The 16,527-nt window shown below is 43.8% G+C and carries 12 protein-coding genes and 1 pseudogene; 1 reads left to right on the top strand and 12 read right to left on the bottom strand.

The genetic code is table 11. From position 1 onward, the window contains the following. Positions 1–4 precede the first annotated feature (4 nt). Complete coding sequence (locus KKZ03_RS07320; protein WP_243220857.1) at positions 5–2,161, top strand: TonB-dependent siderophore receptor; 2,157 nt, start codon at positions 5–7, stop codon at positions 2,159–2,161. Positions 2,162–2,379: 218 nt separating this feature from the next. On the opposite strand, the gene ftsZ is transcribed toward KKZ03_RS07320, so the two are convergent. The 12 genes and pseudogenes from ftsZ to KKZ03_RS07260 all read right to left on the bottom strand — a co-directional run bounded on the left by ftsZ (position 2,380) and on the right by KKZ03_RS07260 (position 16,521). Further along, positions 2,380–3,540 (bottom strand): cell division protein FtsZ, encoded by a 1,161-nt coding sequence (gene ftsZ / locus KKZ03_RS07315; RefSeq protein ID WP_243220856.1) that lies wholly within the window; start codon positions 3,538–3,540, stop codon positions 2,380–2,382. Positions 3,541–3,572: 32 nt separating this feature from the next. Beyond that, the gene (gene ftsA / locus KKZ03_RS07310; RefSeq protein ID WP_243220855.1) at positions 3,573–4,799 is read right to left on the bottom strand and encodes a cell division protein FtsA; all 1,227 of its coding nucleotides are present in this window, start codon (positions 4,797–4,799) and stop codon (positions 3,573–3,575) included. Between the two features lie 39 nt (positions 4,800–4,838). Next, positions 4,839–5,603 (bottom strand): cell division protein FtsQ/DivIB, encoded by a 765-nt coding sequence (locus tag KKZ03_RS07305; protein ID WP_243220854.1) that lies wholly within the window; start codon positions 5,601–5,603, stop codon positions 4,839–4,841. Then, a complete protein-coding gene (locus tag KKZ03_RS07300) occupies positions 5,603–6,562 on the bottom strand; it encodes a D-alanine--D-alanine ligase (protein ID WP_256452013.1) in 960 nt (319 codons plus the stop codon). Before KKZ03_RS07300 ends, KKZ03_RS07305 begins: the two co-directional genes overlap by 1 nt. After that, positions 6,551–7,414 (bottom strand): annotated as a pseudogene (gene murB / locus KKZ03_RS07295) (UDP-N-acetylmuramate dehydrogenase); the annotation flags it as partial. The gene KKZ03_RS07300 and the pseudogene murB, both read right to left, overlap by 12 nt. Next, positions 7,411–8,877, bottom strand: a complete 1,467-nt coding sequence (murC, locus tag KKZ03_RS07290; protein ID WP_243220853.1) for a UDP-N-acetylmuramate--L-alanine ligase — start codon at positions 8,875–8,877, stop codon at positions 7,411–7,413. The pseudogene murB and the gene murC, both read right to left, overlap by 4 nt. Continuing rightward, positions 8,874–9,950, bottom strand: a complete 1,077-nt coding sequence (murG, locus tag KKZ03_RS07285) for an undecaprenyldiphospho-muramoylpentapeptide beta-N-acetylglucosaminyltransferase (RefSeq protein ID WP_243220852.1) — start codon at positions 9,948–9,950, stop codon at positions 8,874–8,876. The genes murC and murG overlap by 4 nt, the downstream gene beginning before the upstream one ends. Beyond that, positions 9,935–11,110 carry a putative lipid II flippase FtsW gene (gene ftsW / locus KKZ03_RS07280; RefSeq protein ID WP_243220851.1) on the bottom strand — a complete coding sequence of 392 codons (1,176 nt, stop codon included), beginning with the start codon at positions 11,108–11,110 and terminating at the stop codon, positions 9,935–9,937. The genes murG and ftsW overlap by 16 nt, the downstream gene beginning before the upstream one ends. Further along, on the bottom strand, positions 11,107–12,477 hold the full coding sequence (gene murD / locus KKZ03_RS07275) for a UDP-N-acetylmuramoyl-L-alanine--D-glutamate ligase (RefSeq protein WP_243221560.1): 1,371 nt from the start codon (positions 12,475–12,477) through the stop codon (positions 11,107–11,109). Before murD ends, ftsW begins: the two co-directional genes overlap by 4 nt. 67 nt (positions 12,478–12,544) lie before the next feature. Further along, positions 12,545–13,627, bottom strand: coding sequence for a phospho-N-acetylmuramoyl-pentapeptide-transferase (mraY, locus tag KKZ03_RS07270; protein ID WP_243220850.1), 1,083 nt, complete (start codon positions 13,625–13,627; stop codon positions 12,545–12,547). Between the two features lie 3 nt (positions 13,628–13,630). Continuing rightward, a complete protein-coding gene (gene murF / locus KKZ03_RS07265; RefSeq protein WP_243220849.1) occupies positions 13,631–15,010 on the bottom strand; it encodes a UDP-N-acetylmuramoyl-tripeptide--D-alanyl-D-alanine ligase in 1,380 nt (459 codons plus the stop codon). A 2-nt stretch (positions 15,011–15,012) separates the two neighbouring features. Then, positions 15,013–16,521, bottom strand: a complete 1,509-nt coding sequence (locus KKZ03_RS07260) for a UDP-N-acetylmuramoyl-L-alanyl-D-glutamate--2,6-diaminopimelate ligase (protein WP_243220848.1) — start codon at positions 16,519–16,521, stop codon at positions 15,013–15,015. Positions 16,522–16,527 lie beyond the last annotated feature (6 nt).

The raw sequence follows: 16,527 nt of genomic DNA, 5'->3' as shown, positions 1-16,527 counted from the left end.
CGCAATGACGCAACCTGCTGAAAATAATATCATTAAACTTGAAACAATAGACGTTACTGCACCTATAGCAAGCGATACAAGACCCGTAGATGGGTATAATGCCATAAGCAGCACAACAGCCACAAAAACTGACACAAAACTGCTTGATATACCGCAATCAATTTCAGTCGTCACGCAAGATATAATCAAAGACCAATCTGTTCAAAGTGTTGCTGAAGCTATTCGTTACGTTCCTGGCGTACAGGCATCTCAGGGTGAAGGTAACCGTGACGCCATTGTGCTTCGCGGAAATGCAACCACAGGTGATTTTTTTGTTGATGGTGTTCGTGATGATGTACAAACCTACCGCGATTTATATAATACAGACCGCATTGAAGTATTAAAAGGTTCTAACGGCATGATATTTGGTCGTGGCGGCGCAGGCGGAGTAGTTAATCGCGTCTCTAAAGAAGCTGGTTGGGATCCTGTCAGGCAACTTACTGCCAGTTATGGTGCATATAACCAAAGACGCATTGCCGGCGATCTTGGTCAATCGTTAACCGAGGATATAGCGTTTCGCCTCAATTCAGTTTATGAAAATTCCAACTCCTATCGTGATGGAGTGAATATTGAGCGTTATGGCGCTACGCCAACTTTCACAATCCGTCCTTCTGACAACACTAAAGTTGTAATAGGAGCAGAATACTTTAAAGATAAACGTATTGCTGATCGAGGTATTCCCTCTGCAAACGGTGCATATAATGACGTTAACAGCAGAAAACCTTTTAATCTTGGTGATAACTCTGCATTCTTTGGTAGCTCAGAGCTTAGCCCCACCGATACAGAGACATTTGCATTTAATGCCATGATTGAACATCAGTTTAATAGCGGCATTAACGTAAAAAATCGTACCCGCTGGGCAAATTACAACAAATTCTATCAAAATGTGTTTGCTAATAGCTCTGTTGCCAATGATGGTACTTTCGCAGTAAGTGCTTATAACAACGCAACTAACCGTGAAAATGTTGTTAACCAAACAGATTTGACTTATACCGCAAAGTGGTGGGGTATTGAGAATAAACTGCTTACCGGTATGGAACTTGTCTCGCAAGATACAAAAGACTTGCGTATGGCAGGTTTTTTTAACAATGACTTTACAAGCACAGGCACCCAAGTAAATTTAAATGCCAATAACACCACACAAATTGGTAACATGCCGGTCAGCTTTAGACCCAACCTTGTCAACAGTAACAGTCCGTTTAGTGATAATAAATCCATGGTCGATACCGTAGGGCTTTATGTTCAAGACCAAATTATATTTTCGCCGAAATGGCAAGCCATTCTGGGCCTTAGATATGATAAATTTCAAACTAATGTTGATAGTATAAAAAAAGGCACTACCAGTGGCACAACTGTTTCCGAGAACTTTGATGTTACCAATAATCTTTTGTCACCACGCGCCGGGTTGATTTTTAAACCTATAGAACCGGTTTCTATTTATGCCAATTATAGTATCTCATATGTGCCACGTGCAGGCGATCAACTGACCTCACTGACGCTAAGCAATAAAACATTTGACCCGGAAAAATTTACCAACTATGAAATTGGTGCTAAATGGGACGTAAATTCCAATTTTGCGCTTACATCAGCACTATATATATTGGAGCGGGCCAATGTCGCCATTACCGACCCACAAAATAGCACACAATCGATTCTGGTAGATGGTCAGGAAACTCGCGGTATAGAATTAGGTTTTTCGGGCAACATCACTGAAAAATGGAGTGTTTTCGGTGGTTACGCTTATCAGGATGGTGAAATTACCAAACAACAAGGTAACGGTGCTAACGCAATCCTGAAAGGTACCCAATTGGCGCAAACACCCAAGCATACCTTCTCACTGTGGAATCGATATAACATCAATAATATGTGGGGTGCTGCGATTGGTGTGGTCAGTCGTTCTGATATGTATGCACAATTACCAACAGCAACGCAAAGTGCCGTACTCCCAGCTTATGCTCGTCTGGATGCAGCACTCTTCGCCAAACTTACCCAGAAGTTACGTTTACAAGTGAATATGGAAAATTTAACCAACGAAAATTATGTACTGACCGCACATAATAACAATAACATCATGCCTGGCTCCCCCATTACCGGTCGGGTTACCTTAAGTTACGATTTCTAAATAATTGCTCATGTCAGATATTAATAGGTACTTTAATTTTGTGTAGACTGAAGAATACCAAGACTCCTCGCGATAATTTTCAAGGCTAAACAAATACCCAATCAACATTAACCCAAAATTCCTGGTTGGCATGATCAGGGATAAAAACCAACATAAAGTTCAGGACAGGGTGAGCACCCTGTCCTTTCCCGAATTTATGCTTTTTGTTTTCAGTACAATCAATCTGCCTGCCGTCTTAAAAAAGCCGGAATATCCAGATAATCCAAATCGACCTCTTTTTTACTTTGCGCACCAAAACGGGTTTCTCTGTTTTCGCTCTTGCCCCCCTGCCGCATAACTGTTGGTTTATCCAATTCATCATAATTAGCATTACTGGCAGTCGATTTCTGCATCATTTTAACCGGTGCTTTAACAGCCATCGGAGGTGCACCCATGCCGGTAGCCACAACAGTTACTTTAAGTTCATCACCCAAGGTAGAATCAATAGCCATACCAATTTTAATAATGGCATCTTCTGAGGCGAACTCATGAACTATATTACCCACTTCATTAAACTCGGCAACCCCCATATCAGCTGCAGAAATGTTAACCAGAATACCTCGCGCACCTTGAAGATTGATATCTTCAAGTAATGGGCAAGCAATGGCTTTTTCAGCAGCTTCACGTGCACGATGCTCGCCAGATGCAGAACCCATGCCCATAATAGCGGCACCCATACCCGACATTACCGTTCTGACATCGGCAAAATCGACATTGATCATGCCGGGATGAATAATAAGCTCGGTAATGCCTTGTACCGCATCCAGTAATACATCATTTGCCGCTTTAAAGGCATTTATCAAGGACACATTATTACCCAGTACCGGCAATAATTTCTGGTTAGGAATAGTAATCAATGAATCTACATATTTTTCAAGCTCTACAATACCTTGCTCTGCAACGATCTGCTTCTTCTTGCCTTCAAACAGAAAAGGCTTGGTGACTACAGCAACCGTCAAGATACCCATCTCTCTTGCGATTTGGGCAATAACAGGAATAGCACCAGTACCTGTGCCACCGCCCATACCGGCAGTCAGAAAAACCATATCTGCGCCTTGTAAAACTTCTTTTATACGCTCTTTATTTTCTTCTGCGGCATGTTTGCCAATTTCAGGATTGGTACCTGCGCCCAAACCTTTGGTCAATTCGACGCCTAACTGGATGATGGTATCAACAGTTAATTTTCTTAATGCCTGTGCATCGGTGTTTGCACAGATAAATTCAACCCCCTCAATATGGCAACCAACCATGTGATTAACTGCATTACCACCACCACCACCAACACCAATAACTTTAATGACGGCTGTTTCACTATATGTATCAACCAATTCATATTTCACGACACTACCCCTTAAAAAAACAATTTATATTATTAAAAATTACCCTGAAACCAGTTTTTCATTTTTGCAAACCACCCTAAACCTTCAGAATCAATGCTTCTACCCAAGCTTTGATGTTCTTTTCCATACATTAATAATCCTACCCCCGTGGAGTGAATAGGATTTCTCACCACTTCAGTTAACCCGGTAACATTTTGTGGTCCACCCATCCGCACCGGCATGTGAAAAATCTCTTCTGCCAGCTCAATTAATCCCATTACTTTTGAACTACCACCCGTCAATACAACTCCAGCAGCTATTAACTCTTCATTGCCACTGCGCCTAAGTTCCGACTGCACCAACAACATTAATTCTTCATAGCGCGGCTCTATAATCTCGGCCAGATTTTGCATTGAAATTTTTCGTGGTGCCCTATCGCCGATGCTCGGCACTTCAATAATGCCATCAACATTCGCTAATTGGGTTAACGCACAGGCATATTTTCGTTTGATATCTTCTGCATTTATCGTTGGCGTGCGTAAAGCAACGGCAATATCATTAGTCACCTGATCGCCAGCTATGGGTATAACCGCAGTATGCTTAATTGCGCCTTCGACAAAAATAGCAATATCCGTTGTGCCGCCGCCAATATCAATTAAACAGACACCCAATTCCTTTTCATCTTCGGTAAGCACAGAGTTACAAGATGCCAATTGCTCAAGGACTATATCCTCAACTTCCAGTCCACAACGGCGAATACATTTAATGATATTCTGAGATGCGCTAACGCTCCCTGTAACCATATGTACTTTAGCTTCCAGACGAATACCCGACATCCCGATTGGTTCTTTAATCCCGTCCTGAAGATCAATAACAAACTCCTGCGGCAAAATATGTAAAATTTTCTGGTCAGCAGGAATGGCAACAGCGCGTGCAGAATCAATCACCCTATCTATATCATATTGGGTAACTTCTTTATCCTTAATGGCCACAATGCCATGAGAATTAAGACTTCTAATATGACTACCTGCAATACCCGCAAAAACTGACTTAATCTGGCATCCTGCCATTAGCTCGGCTTCTTCAATTGCTTTTTGTATAGAATGAACAGTTGACTCCAGATTGACTACAACGCCTTTTTTAAGACCTCGCGATGGCGAAGTGCCTATGCCTATTATTTCTATGTTGCCATCACTGGTGAGCTCACCAACAATAGCCGCGACTTTTGACGTTCCGATGTCCAATCCGACTATTAAATTACGCTCTGTTTTTTTTGCCATGTTATTTACTCTGTCTCGCCTTTTCGTGTTCTTGCTTGTTCATTGGGGGGTCGGTTGCATGGCATGCCAATCAATCTCAGCGACTCCAGGTTTCCATGAAACTGCATAGCCATTGGGATATCTCAAATCAACAATTGCTATTTGCTCAACTTGCTCTTTTTTTAGTACTGTCAACGTTTTTAAAAAACGTTGTAATTTTTTTAATTGCTCATTTCGCCCCAACAGTATTTCCAGGCCGGTTGCCAACTTGATTTTCCAGGCACCCCGATTATTAACACTAAACTCAGCCAATTCCATAGACTGATCGGCCAACGCTGTTTTAATACCCTTCATTATTTCCAGGACTTTTACTTGCTGTAACTCCGGCCCGGTCACAACCGTCAGCTTCTGAAACCCCTCTATATTCTTTGGCGTAAATATCGCACCCTGCCCGGTAATCAAACTATCCTTACCCCATCGTGCATAAGGTTTTTTTTCATGCACTTTTATATCAATCGCATCAGGCCAAATACGCTTTACCGTCACTGAATCTACCCATGGCAGGGTTGAAACCGCCAAGTGTATAGCCTGCATATCCGCATCAAAAAAACCGGTTAAGACTAATGGTTCTAAAACAACCTTTACCTCGTCTTTGGCAAGGTATTGAAAAACACCCTCAGTTCTCACATACTTAATGGGTAGTGAGGCACTTTTAATAGGCAATGACCTAATGTACTCATTCGTTACTACTTCATACCCAACTATTCCAACCAGACCGAATAATAGTAACCCGATCACCAAGATTTTAGTGCCGACGTTACTCATTACTCTAGGCTGGTTTCTAATACCCGCCAGACCAATTCTTCAAAATCGATACCGGCCTGTTTGGCGGCCATCGGCACCAAACTATGATCGGTCATACCGGGCACGGTATTGATTTCAATCAGTTGATACTGCCCAGAATCATCAATAAAAACATCGACTCTTGACCACCCCTTTACGCCGACGACTTTACTGGCAGTTAATGCCAGATTTCTGACGAACAATTCCTGCTCTTGATCCAAACCACAAGGACAATGATATTGAGTCGTCGTCGCGTTATATTTTGCTTCGTAATCATAAAAAGCGTTGGGAGATTCCAGACGAATGACCGGTAAGGACCCATCATTTAATATCGCAACCGTATATTCCTTGCCCGTAACCCAGCTTTCGGCATAAACATCACAACGATAGGCCAATGCGACTTGCAGCGCTTTTTGCAGCTCATCTCTTGAGTTTGCTTTACTCATTCCTATACTCGAACCTTCCTGTGCAGGCTTGACGATAACAGGGAAACCCAATTTTTCGATACAGCTATCAATGTCATTTTCATCTTGCAACAAACACCATTCGGGTGTTGTCAAGCCGTATCCCTGCCAACATAATTTGGTTCTGAGCTTATCCATGGTTAATGCCGAAGCCATAACGCCGCTACCGGTATAAGGAATGCCCATAACCTGCAGAACACCCTGAAGTACTCCGTCTTCACCGCCACGACCATGAATAATATTAAATACCCTATCCACTTTTATGCCGGCCAACGCGTCGATAGGGCTACCCTTGACATCAATAGCAACAGCATCTACACCTTTACGTATTAGCGCGTCATAAACAGCGGCACCACTTCTTAGTGAAACCGGTCTTTCTGCAGCTGATCCCCCCATCAATACGGCAACACGGCCAAATTTTTCGGGGTTTTGTAGCGAAACAAGATTTTTCGTTTCTATGTCACGTTCGCCTACCATACAAACCTCAGTCAGCAATTCCACGCCTTGATACTCCTTTACTTTATGTTGAACAGTGTAAATTAATTCTTCGATATCAGTAGCAGTCGCGTTACCCGTATTGACAATAAAATTGGCATGTTTTGTCGATACGCAGGCCCCACCAATTGCAAATCCTTTTAGCCCTGCTGCTTCTATTAATCTTGCCGCATAATCACCGTCCGGATTTTTAAATACCGATCCGCAACTAGGCTGGTTGGTTGGCTGTGTTTTTGCCCTCGCTTCCAAAAAGCCTTTTATTTTTTGCTGACTGGTCAAGGTGTCACCTTGCGTCAGCTCCAATCGGCAACTCAGAAACCATTGGTTTTCAATACTTTTTACCGAGCGGTAGCTGACCTTAAAATCTGCGGGATATCGACATGCTGTTTTACCCGCCAAATCAACCGTTTCTACCTGCTTAACAATGCCCCACGTCTCTCCGCCAAAGGCTCCGGCATTCATTTTTAGAGCACCGCCCATGGTTCCGGGTATACCTGCCAAAAACTCGGCACCGATCAAACCTTGTTCTGCACAAAAACGGGCCACATGGGCGCAAGGCACACCCACCTCAACATAAACCGAACCATCTTCGGCAAGTTCCATTGCTTTCAAGCGTCCCTTGGTATTAATAACCGTGCCACGTATACCACCATCCCTGACCAATAAATTGCTACCCAATCCCATCCAAAATACCGGTTCTAAAGCTGGCAAAGCTCCTATAAACTCACACAAGTCTTGCTTGTCAAAAGGAATATACAGTCGGTCAGCGGGGCCGCCCACACGCCAACTGGTATATTTGGCCAGTTTCTCATTGCTTAACAAGCGTCCTTTCATACCGGTAACGTATGCGCAGACAAAGTCCGACACTCTAGCGCTTCAGCCAATAACTCGGGCAACTGCGTAGCAAAGTGTCCAACATTGCCGGCGCCCATGGTCAGAATCACATCATCAGGCTTGACGATGCCGGCCAATATTGTTGGCAGCTCTTGCCATTCATCAACAAATATTGGGTCAACTTGTGCACGCATTCGAATGGCCCGACATAATGCCCTGCCATCTGCGCCGGCAATTTCGGCTTCGCCTGCCGAATAAACATCCATAAGAATCAGGATATCGACCGTTGACAGTATTTGTACAAAATCTTCAAACAAGTCACGAGTTCTTGTGTATCTATGTGGTTGAAAAATGACCACAGAACGCCTATCAGGCCAGGCTTGACGTAATGCCTCCAGAGTTGCAGCAATTTCTCGAGGATGATGTCCATAATCATCAACCAGAGTAAGCTTGCCGCCATCAAGTGCCAAATCGCCCTGAACCTGAAAACGCCTGCCTACGCCTTTAAATGCACCCAGACTTTTAACGATGGCATCATCAGCAACTTCCAACTTGGTTGCCACAGCAATAGCCGCCAGTGAATTAAGCATGTTATGCCAACCAGGCATATTTAAGGTTACTTGTAACGGCGGATAGTCACCTCGACGAATGACGCTAAAAGTCGTCAGCATCCCGTCTTGCTTAATAGCTACCGCACGAATATCCGCATCTTCATGAACCCCGTAGGTTATTACCGGCTTGGATAGCTGCGGTAAAACTTCTCTTACGCCTTCGTCATCCAGACACATCACCGCCAAACCGTAAAATGGCAAGTGATGTAAAAATTCTACAAACGTATCTTTTAAGCGTTGATAGCTATTCTGATAAGTTTCCATATGATCTTGATCTATATTCGTGACCACCGCCATCATGGGCTGGAGATATAAAAATGACGCATCACTTTCATCGGCTTCGGCAACCAAATAATTACCCAAACCCAGCTTGGCATTACTACCCGAACTATTTAAACGACCGCCAATAACAAATGTAGGATCCAACCCACCTTCTGCGAGTATGCTGGCTGTCAGGCTGGTAGTCGTCGTTTTACCATGGGTGCCGGCAACCGCAATACCAAATCGAAAGCGCATTAATTCAGCCAGCATTTCCGCACGCGGAATCACCGGAATTCTATTAAGATACGCCTGGTCAATTTCTTCATTACTACGATCTATGGCAGTTGACGCAACCACCACATCAACTTTCGTGACATTTTCACGCTTATGGCCAATAGTTACCGTCACACCCAAATCCACGAGTCTTTGCGTCACCGGACTGGCTTTGATATCTGAACCCGAAACTTTATAACCCAGATTAGATAAAACCTCCGCGATACCACTCATTCCCGTGCCGCCTATGCCAACGAAATGTATGCGTTCAATATTACCAAAGGTAGAAGCCACATGCGTACTGCTTGGGATATTCATAAACCGGCCTCAGCAATACAATAACCGGCAACAACCGCTGTTGCATCGAGACGCGCGCAGTGTTGTGCAGCATCGCTCATGACAGCCAGATTATTGAGAGCCTTGGTGATATGCTCTGCCAGCGTTAGCGGATTTAAATTATTTTGCATTAATAGTAGTCCTGCGCCTGCATCAGTTAAATAGCGTGCATTAGCCGTTTGATGATCATCAATAGCACTTGGTAACGGTATAAAAATGGCGGGAATACCCATTGCCGCAACTTCACTGACGGTCATTGCTCCTGCCCTACAAATCACTAAATCAGCTTCTTGATAAGCCGCTACCATGTCATCAATAAACGCACTGGTTTCTGCTTTAATACCTAAAGCTTGATATCGACTTTCAACCTGAGACAACATAGCTGCGCCAGTTTGATGCCTGATTTGCACGGATTGTGTTGCCAAGCCGAATTTTTGAAATTCGGCGATAGCTTCCGGTACCATTTCATTTAATATTTGCGCACCCTGACTACCACCAAAAACCAATATTCTGACCTCTTTTTCAGGCCGCTGACGGCCATTTTCCAAGGCGGTAAGAAACTGTTTTCTTAGCGGGTTACCGGTGCACTTTGCTTTAATCTTGACATTAAAACTGCCTGGAAATGCCTCCAGCACCTGATTCGCCAAACGTGCAAGCAAGCGATTGGTAGTGCCTGGTATGCGGTTTTGCTCATGAATAACCAAAGGCAAACCTAACAGCTTTGCTACCAAACCACCGGGACCGGCAACAAAGCCACCCATCCCCAATACCACATCAGGTTTACGCCGGCGTAATATTTTCATAGCCTGAACACCTGCTTTGAACAGCATAAATACGGCCGTTATCTTGGCAGCCAAACCCTTGCCACGAACACCGGCAACAGACAACCAGTCGATTTCAATGCCATGCTCTGGAATTACACGACTTTCCAAGCCCTTATGCGTACCTAACCAGCTAACTTGCCAGCCTTTTTCGGTTAGCAATTGTGCAACTGCCAATGCCGGAAATACATGTCCACCGGTTCCTCCGGCCATAATAACTATACGCTTGACCATTTTGACCTTTCTTTTGGCGTGTTCGCATTGATCTCCGCAACTTCGCTTTGTACCCGGAATAACAACGCCACTGCACAACACATAATCATCATACTGCCTCCACCATAACTCATTAATGGCAAGGTCAATCCTTTCGTTGGCAAAATTCCCATATTAACGCCCATGTTGACAAATGATTGAAATCCAAACCAGATACCCAAACCATAAGCAATAAAAGCAGAAAACTGCTCGCCGGCTTTCTCTGCTGCCATACCTATCTGAAAAGTGCGCCAGACCAATAATGAAAATAAACCGATAACAGTCAATACGCCAACCAACCCTAACTCTTCAGCGATAACTGAAAATAAAAAATCGGTATGCGCTTCAGGTAAATAAAATAACTTTTGTATTCCACTACCCAAACCCACGCCCGTCCATTCTCCACGTCCAAATGAAATAAGGGCATGAACCAATTGATAACCGGTATCTTTAGGATCGGCCCATGGATCCATAAAACTGGTTACCCGTTTCATACGATAAGGCTCAAAATAAACCAGTAATCCTGCCAGCAAACCCACAAAAGATAACAACATGATAAATTGCGATAGCCGTGCGCCTGCCAAAAACATAATACCCATGGCAATAACCAGTATCACCACAGATGAACCAAAATCCGGTTCCATTAACAACAATACGCTAGCTACTGAAAACAAAATCAACGGCTTAATCAAGCCGAAAGCAGATTCCCGTATTGATTTATGATGTCGGGTGACGTACCCGGCCATATATATAATAGAAAAATACTTAACGACTTCTGATACCTGTATCCTCAAACCACCTAGTGACAGCCAACGTGTACTCCCGTTAACCTTTACGCCAAGCCCCGGAATCAGAACAATCACCAATAATAACAAGCCGCCGATGAACAACCATTGCCCGGCTTTTTCCCAGACATGGATAGGTGTTAGTGCTACACAGGTTCCTAAAAACAAGCCAAGACCTATATGCAGAGTCTGCCTGATCGGATAATAAAAGCTGTTACCACTTATTTTTACCCCCAAATGCAGAGATGATGATGCCACCATGACATAACCCATCAGTAATAAACTGGTAGTTACAACAATCAGTATGGGATCAAAATGAAACCGTCCTATCCGGGATGGCTTCGCTCGTTTATTCATGCAAGCAACCCTAATACTGCTTTAGAAAATTGATCGCCTCTATCCTGATAATTTTTATATTGATCAAGACTGGCACACGCAGGAGACAACAATACACTGTCGCCAACCTGTGCAAGACCAGCGGAAATTTGTACCGCTTGCGCCATATTTTCAGCCGTATAAACAGGAACACAATCATTCAAGGCCTGTTTTATCAAGCCAGCATCCTTACCCATTAACACAACACTTTTTGCTTTTTCTTTGATGGCAGGTGTCAATTCGTTCATATCAGCCCCTTTCGCGTCACCACCCGCAATCAGAATGACCTTACGATCATAACCTTGTAATGCTGCAATACAGGCACCAATATTGGTTGCTTTTGAATCGTTTACCCAAGTAATACCAGCTATTTCTGCGACTAGTTGCATTCGGTGATCAAGCCCTTTAAATGTTTTCAAGGCCTGACACATTACTTGTTCATCTAATCCTATCGACACACCCAGCGCCAGCGCAGCCAGCGCATTGGCGGCATTATGCCTGCCTTCAAGCGGTAATTGGGCTAATGGCATCAAACACTGTTGATTGTGCATCAGATACTCGACACCCTGCTTATGGGAGATATAAAAATCAGCCTCTTTTTTAATCGAAAATGTCAAAATACGCCTCCCTGTTTTTTGCATCGCGTCGACAATAGGGTCATCGATATTAATGACCATGACACCATTACCTCTAAACACGCGCTGTTTTTCCTGTGCGTAATTTTGTATATCGACATGCCTGTCAAGATGATCGGCAGAAATATTAAGCACAGTTGCCGCAGCGGCATTCAGAACAGTAGTTCGTTCAAGCTGAAAGCTGGAAAGCTCCAGGACAAACAATTCGGTGGACGGCTCCAACAATTCCAATGCTGGCGTACCCAAATTGCCACCAACGCCAACTTTTTTCCCTACATATTTTGCCATTTCGCCGAGCATGGTCGTAACCGTACTTTTACCGTTAGAGCCGGTAATTGCGACAATCGGTACGTTAACGGAACAGGCGAGCAGATCAATATCACTAACTATCTTTGAACCATTGGCAATTGCTTTGACAATCGACTTTTCAGTCAGAGGGACGCCTGGACTGACCACCAAATGTGTTGCCACTTTAAAAGCAGCCTCATCAAAACCGCCGCTAAAAACCGGCATATCAGGCATCACCTGCAAAAATTCATCAATTAATGGCGGCTTATCACGACTATCAGTGATGGCGAAATTAAACCCGAGTTTGTGTAAATAATGCGCAACCGAAATACCGGTATGTCCAAGCCCTACCACCAAAACTTTTGAAGTTTGTGGATCCAGTGCAAAATTCTTTTTTAACGAGTTGATAATCGCCACACTATCCATGATCATCTTGAAATCACTCGCCAAGCTGAAAGCAGACAAAACCATTTACTTATCTTGTGCATTTTTATCATCTCAATTTTAATGTTGCCAAGCCAATCAGCACCAGAATGAACGTGATAATCCAGAATCGAACAATAACCCTGGGTTCCGGCCATCCTTTCAATTCAAAATGATGATGTATCGGAGCCATGCGAAAAACCCGTTTTCCCGTTAGCTTAAAAGAGGCAACCTGAATGATCACTGATAACGTTTCCATGACAAAAACACCACCCATAATCATCAATACAATTTCTTGCCTGACCAACACCGCCAACACACCTAAAGCAGCACCCAGTGCCAATGCTCCGACATCCCCCATAAACACCATGGCGGGATAGGCGTTAAACCATAAAAAACCTAGTCCGGCACCCACTAAAGCAGCGCAAAATACCATCAACTCCCCGGCATTAGGCAGATAAGGAATAGCCAGATAATCTGAAAAAGTCACATGTCCTGACAGATAAGCAAAAATACCCAAACCTGCGGCAACCATAACTGTCGGCATAATTGCCAAACCATCCAGTCCATCAGTCAAATTTACGGCGTTACTGGTTCCAACGATGACAAAATAAGTCAGGACAATATACATCCAGCCCATATCCACCATAACGTCCTTAAAAAAGGGAATGATGAATTGGGTCTCTGCCGGTAAAATTGCCGTTTTATACAAAAAAATCGCAGCCGTTAAACCTATGACTGATTGCGCCAGATATTTGGCTTTAGCCGACAAACCATCGCTATTGCGCTTGACAACTTTGCGGTAATCATCGACAAAACCAATGACGCCATAACCCATTGTTACCAAAAGGATTACCCATATATAACGGTTACCAAGATCAGCCCAAAGCAAAGTACTAACCGCAATGGCAACCAGTATTAAAGTTCCGCCCATGGTAGGCGTTCCTGATTTCTCGTAATGTGATTGCGGTCCCAGTTCACGAATACTTTGGCCTATTTTTTTATGACTTAATTTTCTAATCATTACCGGACCGATAATAAAAGAAATCAGCAATGCGGTTAATGCACCCAAAATGGCGCGAAAAGTCAGGTAATGAAATACCCTGAAACCGCCATCAAAAGTCATTAAATAATCTGCAAAATAAAGTAACATCGTTTAATTCCTGAAATTTTCAACTAAAGCTGCCGCTACATTTTCCATGTGCTGCACTCGTGAGCCTTTAATCAAAATCGTTTCATCGCCTTTTAATTCTTGTTTTAGTGCGTCAATCAAATCTTGTTGTTTTTCAAAAAAAGTGGCTCCATCGCCAAAGGCTTTTACAGTATTTTTACTATCCTCACCAACAGCCAACAGCCTTACAACGCCCTTGGCTTTAATAAAAACACCCATTTCCTCATGTATTTTTGGACTATCAGGACCCAATTCACCAAAAGCACCGAAGACCAACCAAGGCTTACCCGTAAAATTAGCCAGCACATCAAGCCCTGCTGTCAGTGAAGCCGAATTTGCATTATAAGTATCGTCAATAACGATATTGCCCAAACGACTAACCAAAGGCTGCAACCTTCCGGTCACCGGCTTGACACTTTCCAGGCCCTGCTTAATCTGTTTGAGGTTCAACCCCAAAGCCAGACTTGCCGCCGTAGCCGCGAGAGCATTAACCACATTATGCTGACCTGCCAGTTTTAAAATAATATCAACCGTACCCAGCCTGGTAACCAAATCAAATGTGGTAACAAAAGCTTGATTACGTATTTCCGCTTTAATCATTTTAGCCGATACATCGGCACCGTCATTCAGACCGAATGAGGTAATTTGTCTAGTTCCGGCGACTGCTTTCCAATAGTCAAAATAGTCGTCATCATGATTAATAACAGCAATGCCGTCTTTTTTAAGTGTCTCAATAAGTTCGCCTTTCGCTTTTGCAACACCCTCAATAGTTCCAAAGCCTTCCAGATGTGCCGCGCCTGCATTGGTAATAATGACAACATCAGCCTGCGCATAAGTACTGGTGTAGGCAATTTCTCCTGCATGATTGGCGCCCATTTCAATCACCGCATAACGATGCTGTTCATTCAATCGCAGCAACGTCAATGGCACCCCAATATCGTTGTTCAGGTTACCCTGCGTAAACAGTACAGACGCATCAACTGCCAAGATTGCAGCAACCATTTCCTTGACCGTCGTCTTACCGTTACTACCGGTAATACCGACTACCGAAAGTGCCTGGCTTCCATGCCCGGCCAGATACCGTCGCCAAGCTCCTGCCAGTCCAGCCAAGGCCAAGCGTGTATCGTCGACAATAATATGCGGCAAAGTTGATTTAACACCTTGGTGCACAACAGCCGCAGCTGCTCCTGCTTGTTCGGCTTGATCAACAAACTCATTACCATCAAAGTTGTATCCTTTAATAGCAATATAAAGTTGTCCCGGCTTAATTGCCCGCGTGTCTATGCTGATAGATGTAATGGCGGTATCTTCTCCAACCAGCATCCCTTTTACTGCTTCAGCACATTCACTTAGCATCATTTTCATTTTTATCCGGTTCTCATTTTTAATGCGTCAATAACAACCTGACTATCATTGAATGCTATTTGCACTCCACTGATATCCTGATAACTTTCATGGCCCTTACCTGCGATCACAATACAATCTTGTTCACCAGCCCTGGCTATCGCACTATGTATTGCCTGCTCTCTATGCTCTATCACTTCAATTTTACCGCTGGAATTTTGATCAATCAGCTCAGTACAACCCGCTAAAATATCCTTAACTATGTCCAGTCTATTTTCAAATCGCGGATTATCATCGGTAACAATCACATGATCCGCCCACTGCTCGGCAATATGCCCCATTTGTGGACGTTTACCCTTGTCCCTGTTGCCTCCACAGCCGAATACCACCCATAAAGCTTGCTCGCAATGTTTTCTCAAGCTGGATAAAACTTTGTCCAGTGCGTCAGGAGTATGTGCATAATCGACAAAAATCAGTGGCTGTCCATCGCCACCAAAACGCTCCATACGTCCTGTAACCGGCGTTATAAAATGTAATTTTTTTACCGCCTCAGACATTGAAACACCCATTGCCAACATCACAGCAAGCACGGTCAAGATATTTTCAATATTAAAGTCACCATAAAGTGGCACTTTTACCCGCTGACTGTCTTGCCTCCAGCGGACATCAAATTCAATACCATCGGCTTTATGCACAACAGCGTCTGCGCTAACGGATTCGCAGGAGCCGAGCATTCTCCCTTGAACACTAGTACCCCAGACAACTGCTGATTCAGGCACAGCGGCAATAATACGGTCGCTATAGAAATCATCAAGGTTGACTACGGCAAATTCCAGCCCCGGCTTGTTAAGCAGTTTTAATTTAGCCTGTAAATAGGCTTCCATAGTCCCGTGATAATCCAAATGATCACGGCTAATATTGGTAAACACCGCACCTTTAAAAGTAACGCCATTAACCCTGCCCTGCTCCAAACCATGCGACGAAACCTCCATAGCGACTATTTTTTTGTTGTCTTTTTTTAATTCTGCCAATATGCGTTGTGTTTCCAAGGCATCAGGCGTGGTATTAAGCGTTTTATCCAGCTTGCCCCACTCACCCCAGCCCAATGTGCCGATGATGCCGCAATCATTAAGCATCTGACTTAAAAACTGACTACAAGACGTTTTTCCGTTAGTCCCGGTTATACCAATCACCGCCATAAATTTAGACGGTTGATCATAATAACGGGATGCCATATCACCCAGCTTCAAACTCAGATCGTCGACCGCAATAATCGGCACATAACTAATCTGACCAGCCAATTGCCTGCCCTCACCGGCAGGATCAAAAACAACCGTACAAGCACCCTTATCAAGAGCTTGTACAACATGAACCAGTCCATGTTGGCTGGCACCTGCCAAGGCAATAAATACATTACCCTTAGCGACTTTCCGACTGTCTAAAGTCAGACCCGTAATGGGCACAGTATTTATCAAGTCCAAGCTTGAACCAGGAAATGAGACAAAATCCTCCAACAAATCACTGAGTTTCATAATCTG

The sequence above is a fragment of the Methylobacter sp. S3L5C genome, assembly GCF_022788635.1.
Lineage (GTDB): Bacteria > Pseudomonadota > Gammaproteobacteria > Methylococcales > Methylomonadaceae > Methylobacter_C.
Note: the sequence above shows the minus strand (reverse complement) of the source record. Positions and strands in the feature narration are given on the sequence as shown.

Coding starts and splice junctions, on each gene's coding strand:
- murD (WP_243221560.1), bottom strand. CDS start 12,477: ATGGATAGTGTGGCGATTATCAACTCGTTAAAAAAGAATTTTGCACTG.
- murC (WP_243220853.1), bottom strand. CDS start 8,877: ATGAATATCCCAAGCAGTACGCATGTGGCTTCTACCTTTGGTAATATT.
- KKZ03_RS07260 (WP_243220848.1), bottom strand. CDS start 16,521: ATGAAACTCAGTGATTTGTTGGAGGATTTTGTCTCATTTCCTGGTTCA.
- KKZ03_RS07320 (WP_243220857.1), top strand. CDS start 5: ATGACGCAACCTGCTGAAAATAATATCATTAAACTTGAAACAATAGAC.
- ftsA (WP_243220855.1), bottom strand. CDS start 4,799: ATGGCAAAAAAAACAGAGCGTAATTTAATAGTCGGATTGGACATCGGA.
- murG (WP_243220852.1), bottom strand. CDS start 9,950: ATGGTCAAGCGTATAGTTATTATGGCCGGAGGAACCGGTGGACATGTA.
- mraY (WP_243220850.1), bottom strand. CDS start 13,627: ATGTTACTTTATTTTGCAGATTATTTAATGACTTTTGATGGCGGTTTC.
- ftsW (WP_243220851.1), bottom strand. CDS start 11,110: ATGAATAAACGAGCGAAGCCATCCCGGATAGGACGGTTTCATTTTGAT.
- KKZ03_RS07305 (WP_243220854.1), bottom strand. CDS start 5,603: ATGAGTAACGTCGGCACTAAAATCTTGGTGATCGGGTTACTATTATTC.
- KKZ03_RS07300 (WP_256452013.1), bottom strand. CDS start 6,562: ATGGTAGGCGAACGTGACATAGAAACGAAAAATCTTGTTTCGCTACAA.
- murF (WP_243220849.1), bottom strand. CDS start 15,010: ATGAAAATGATGCTAAGTGAATGTGCTGAAGCAGTAAAAGGGATGCTG.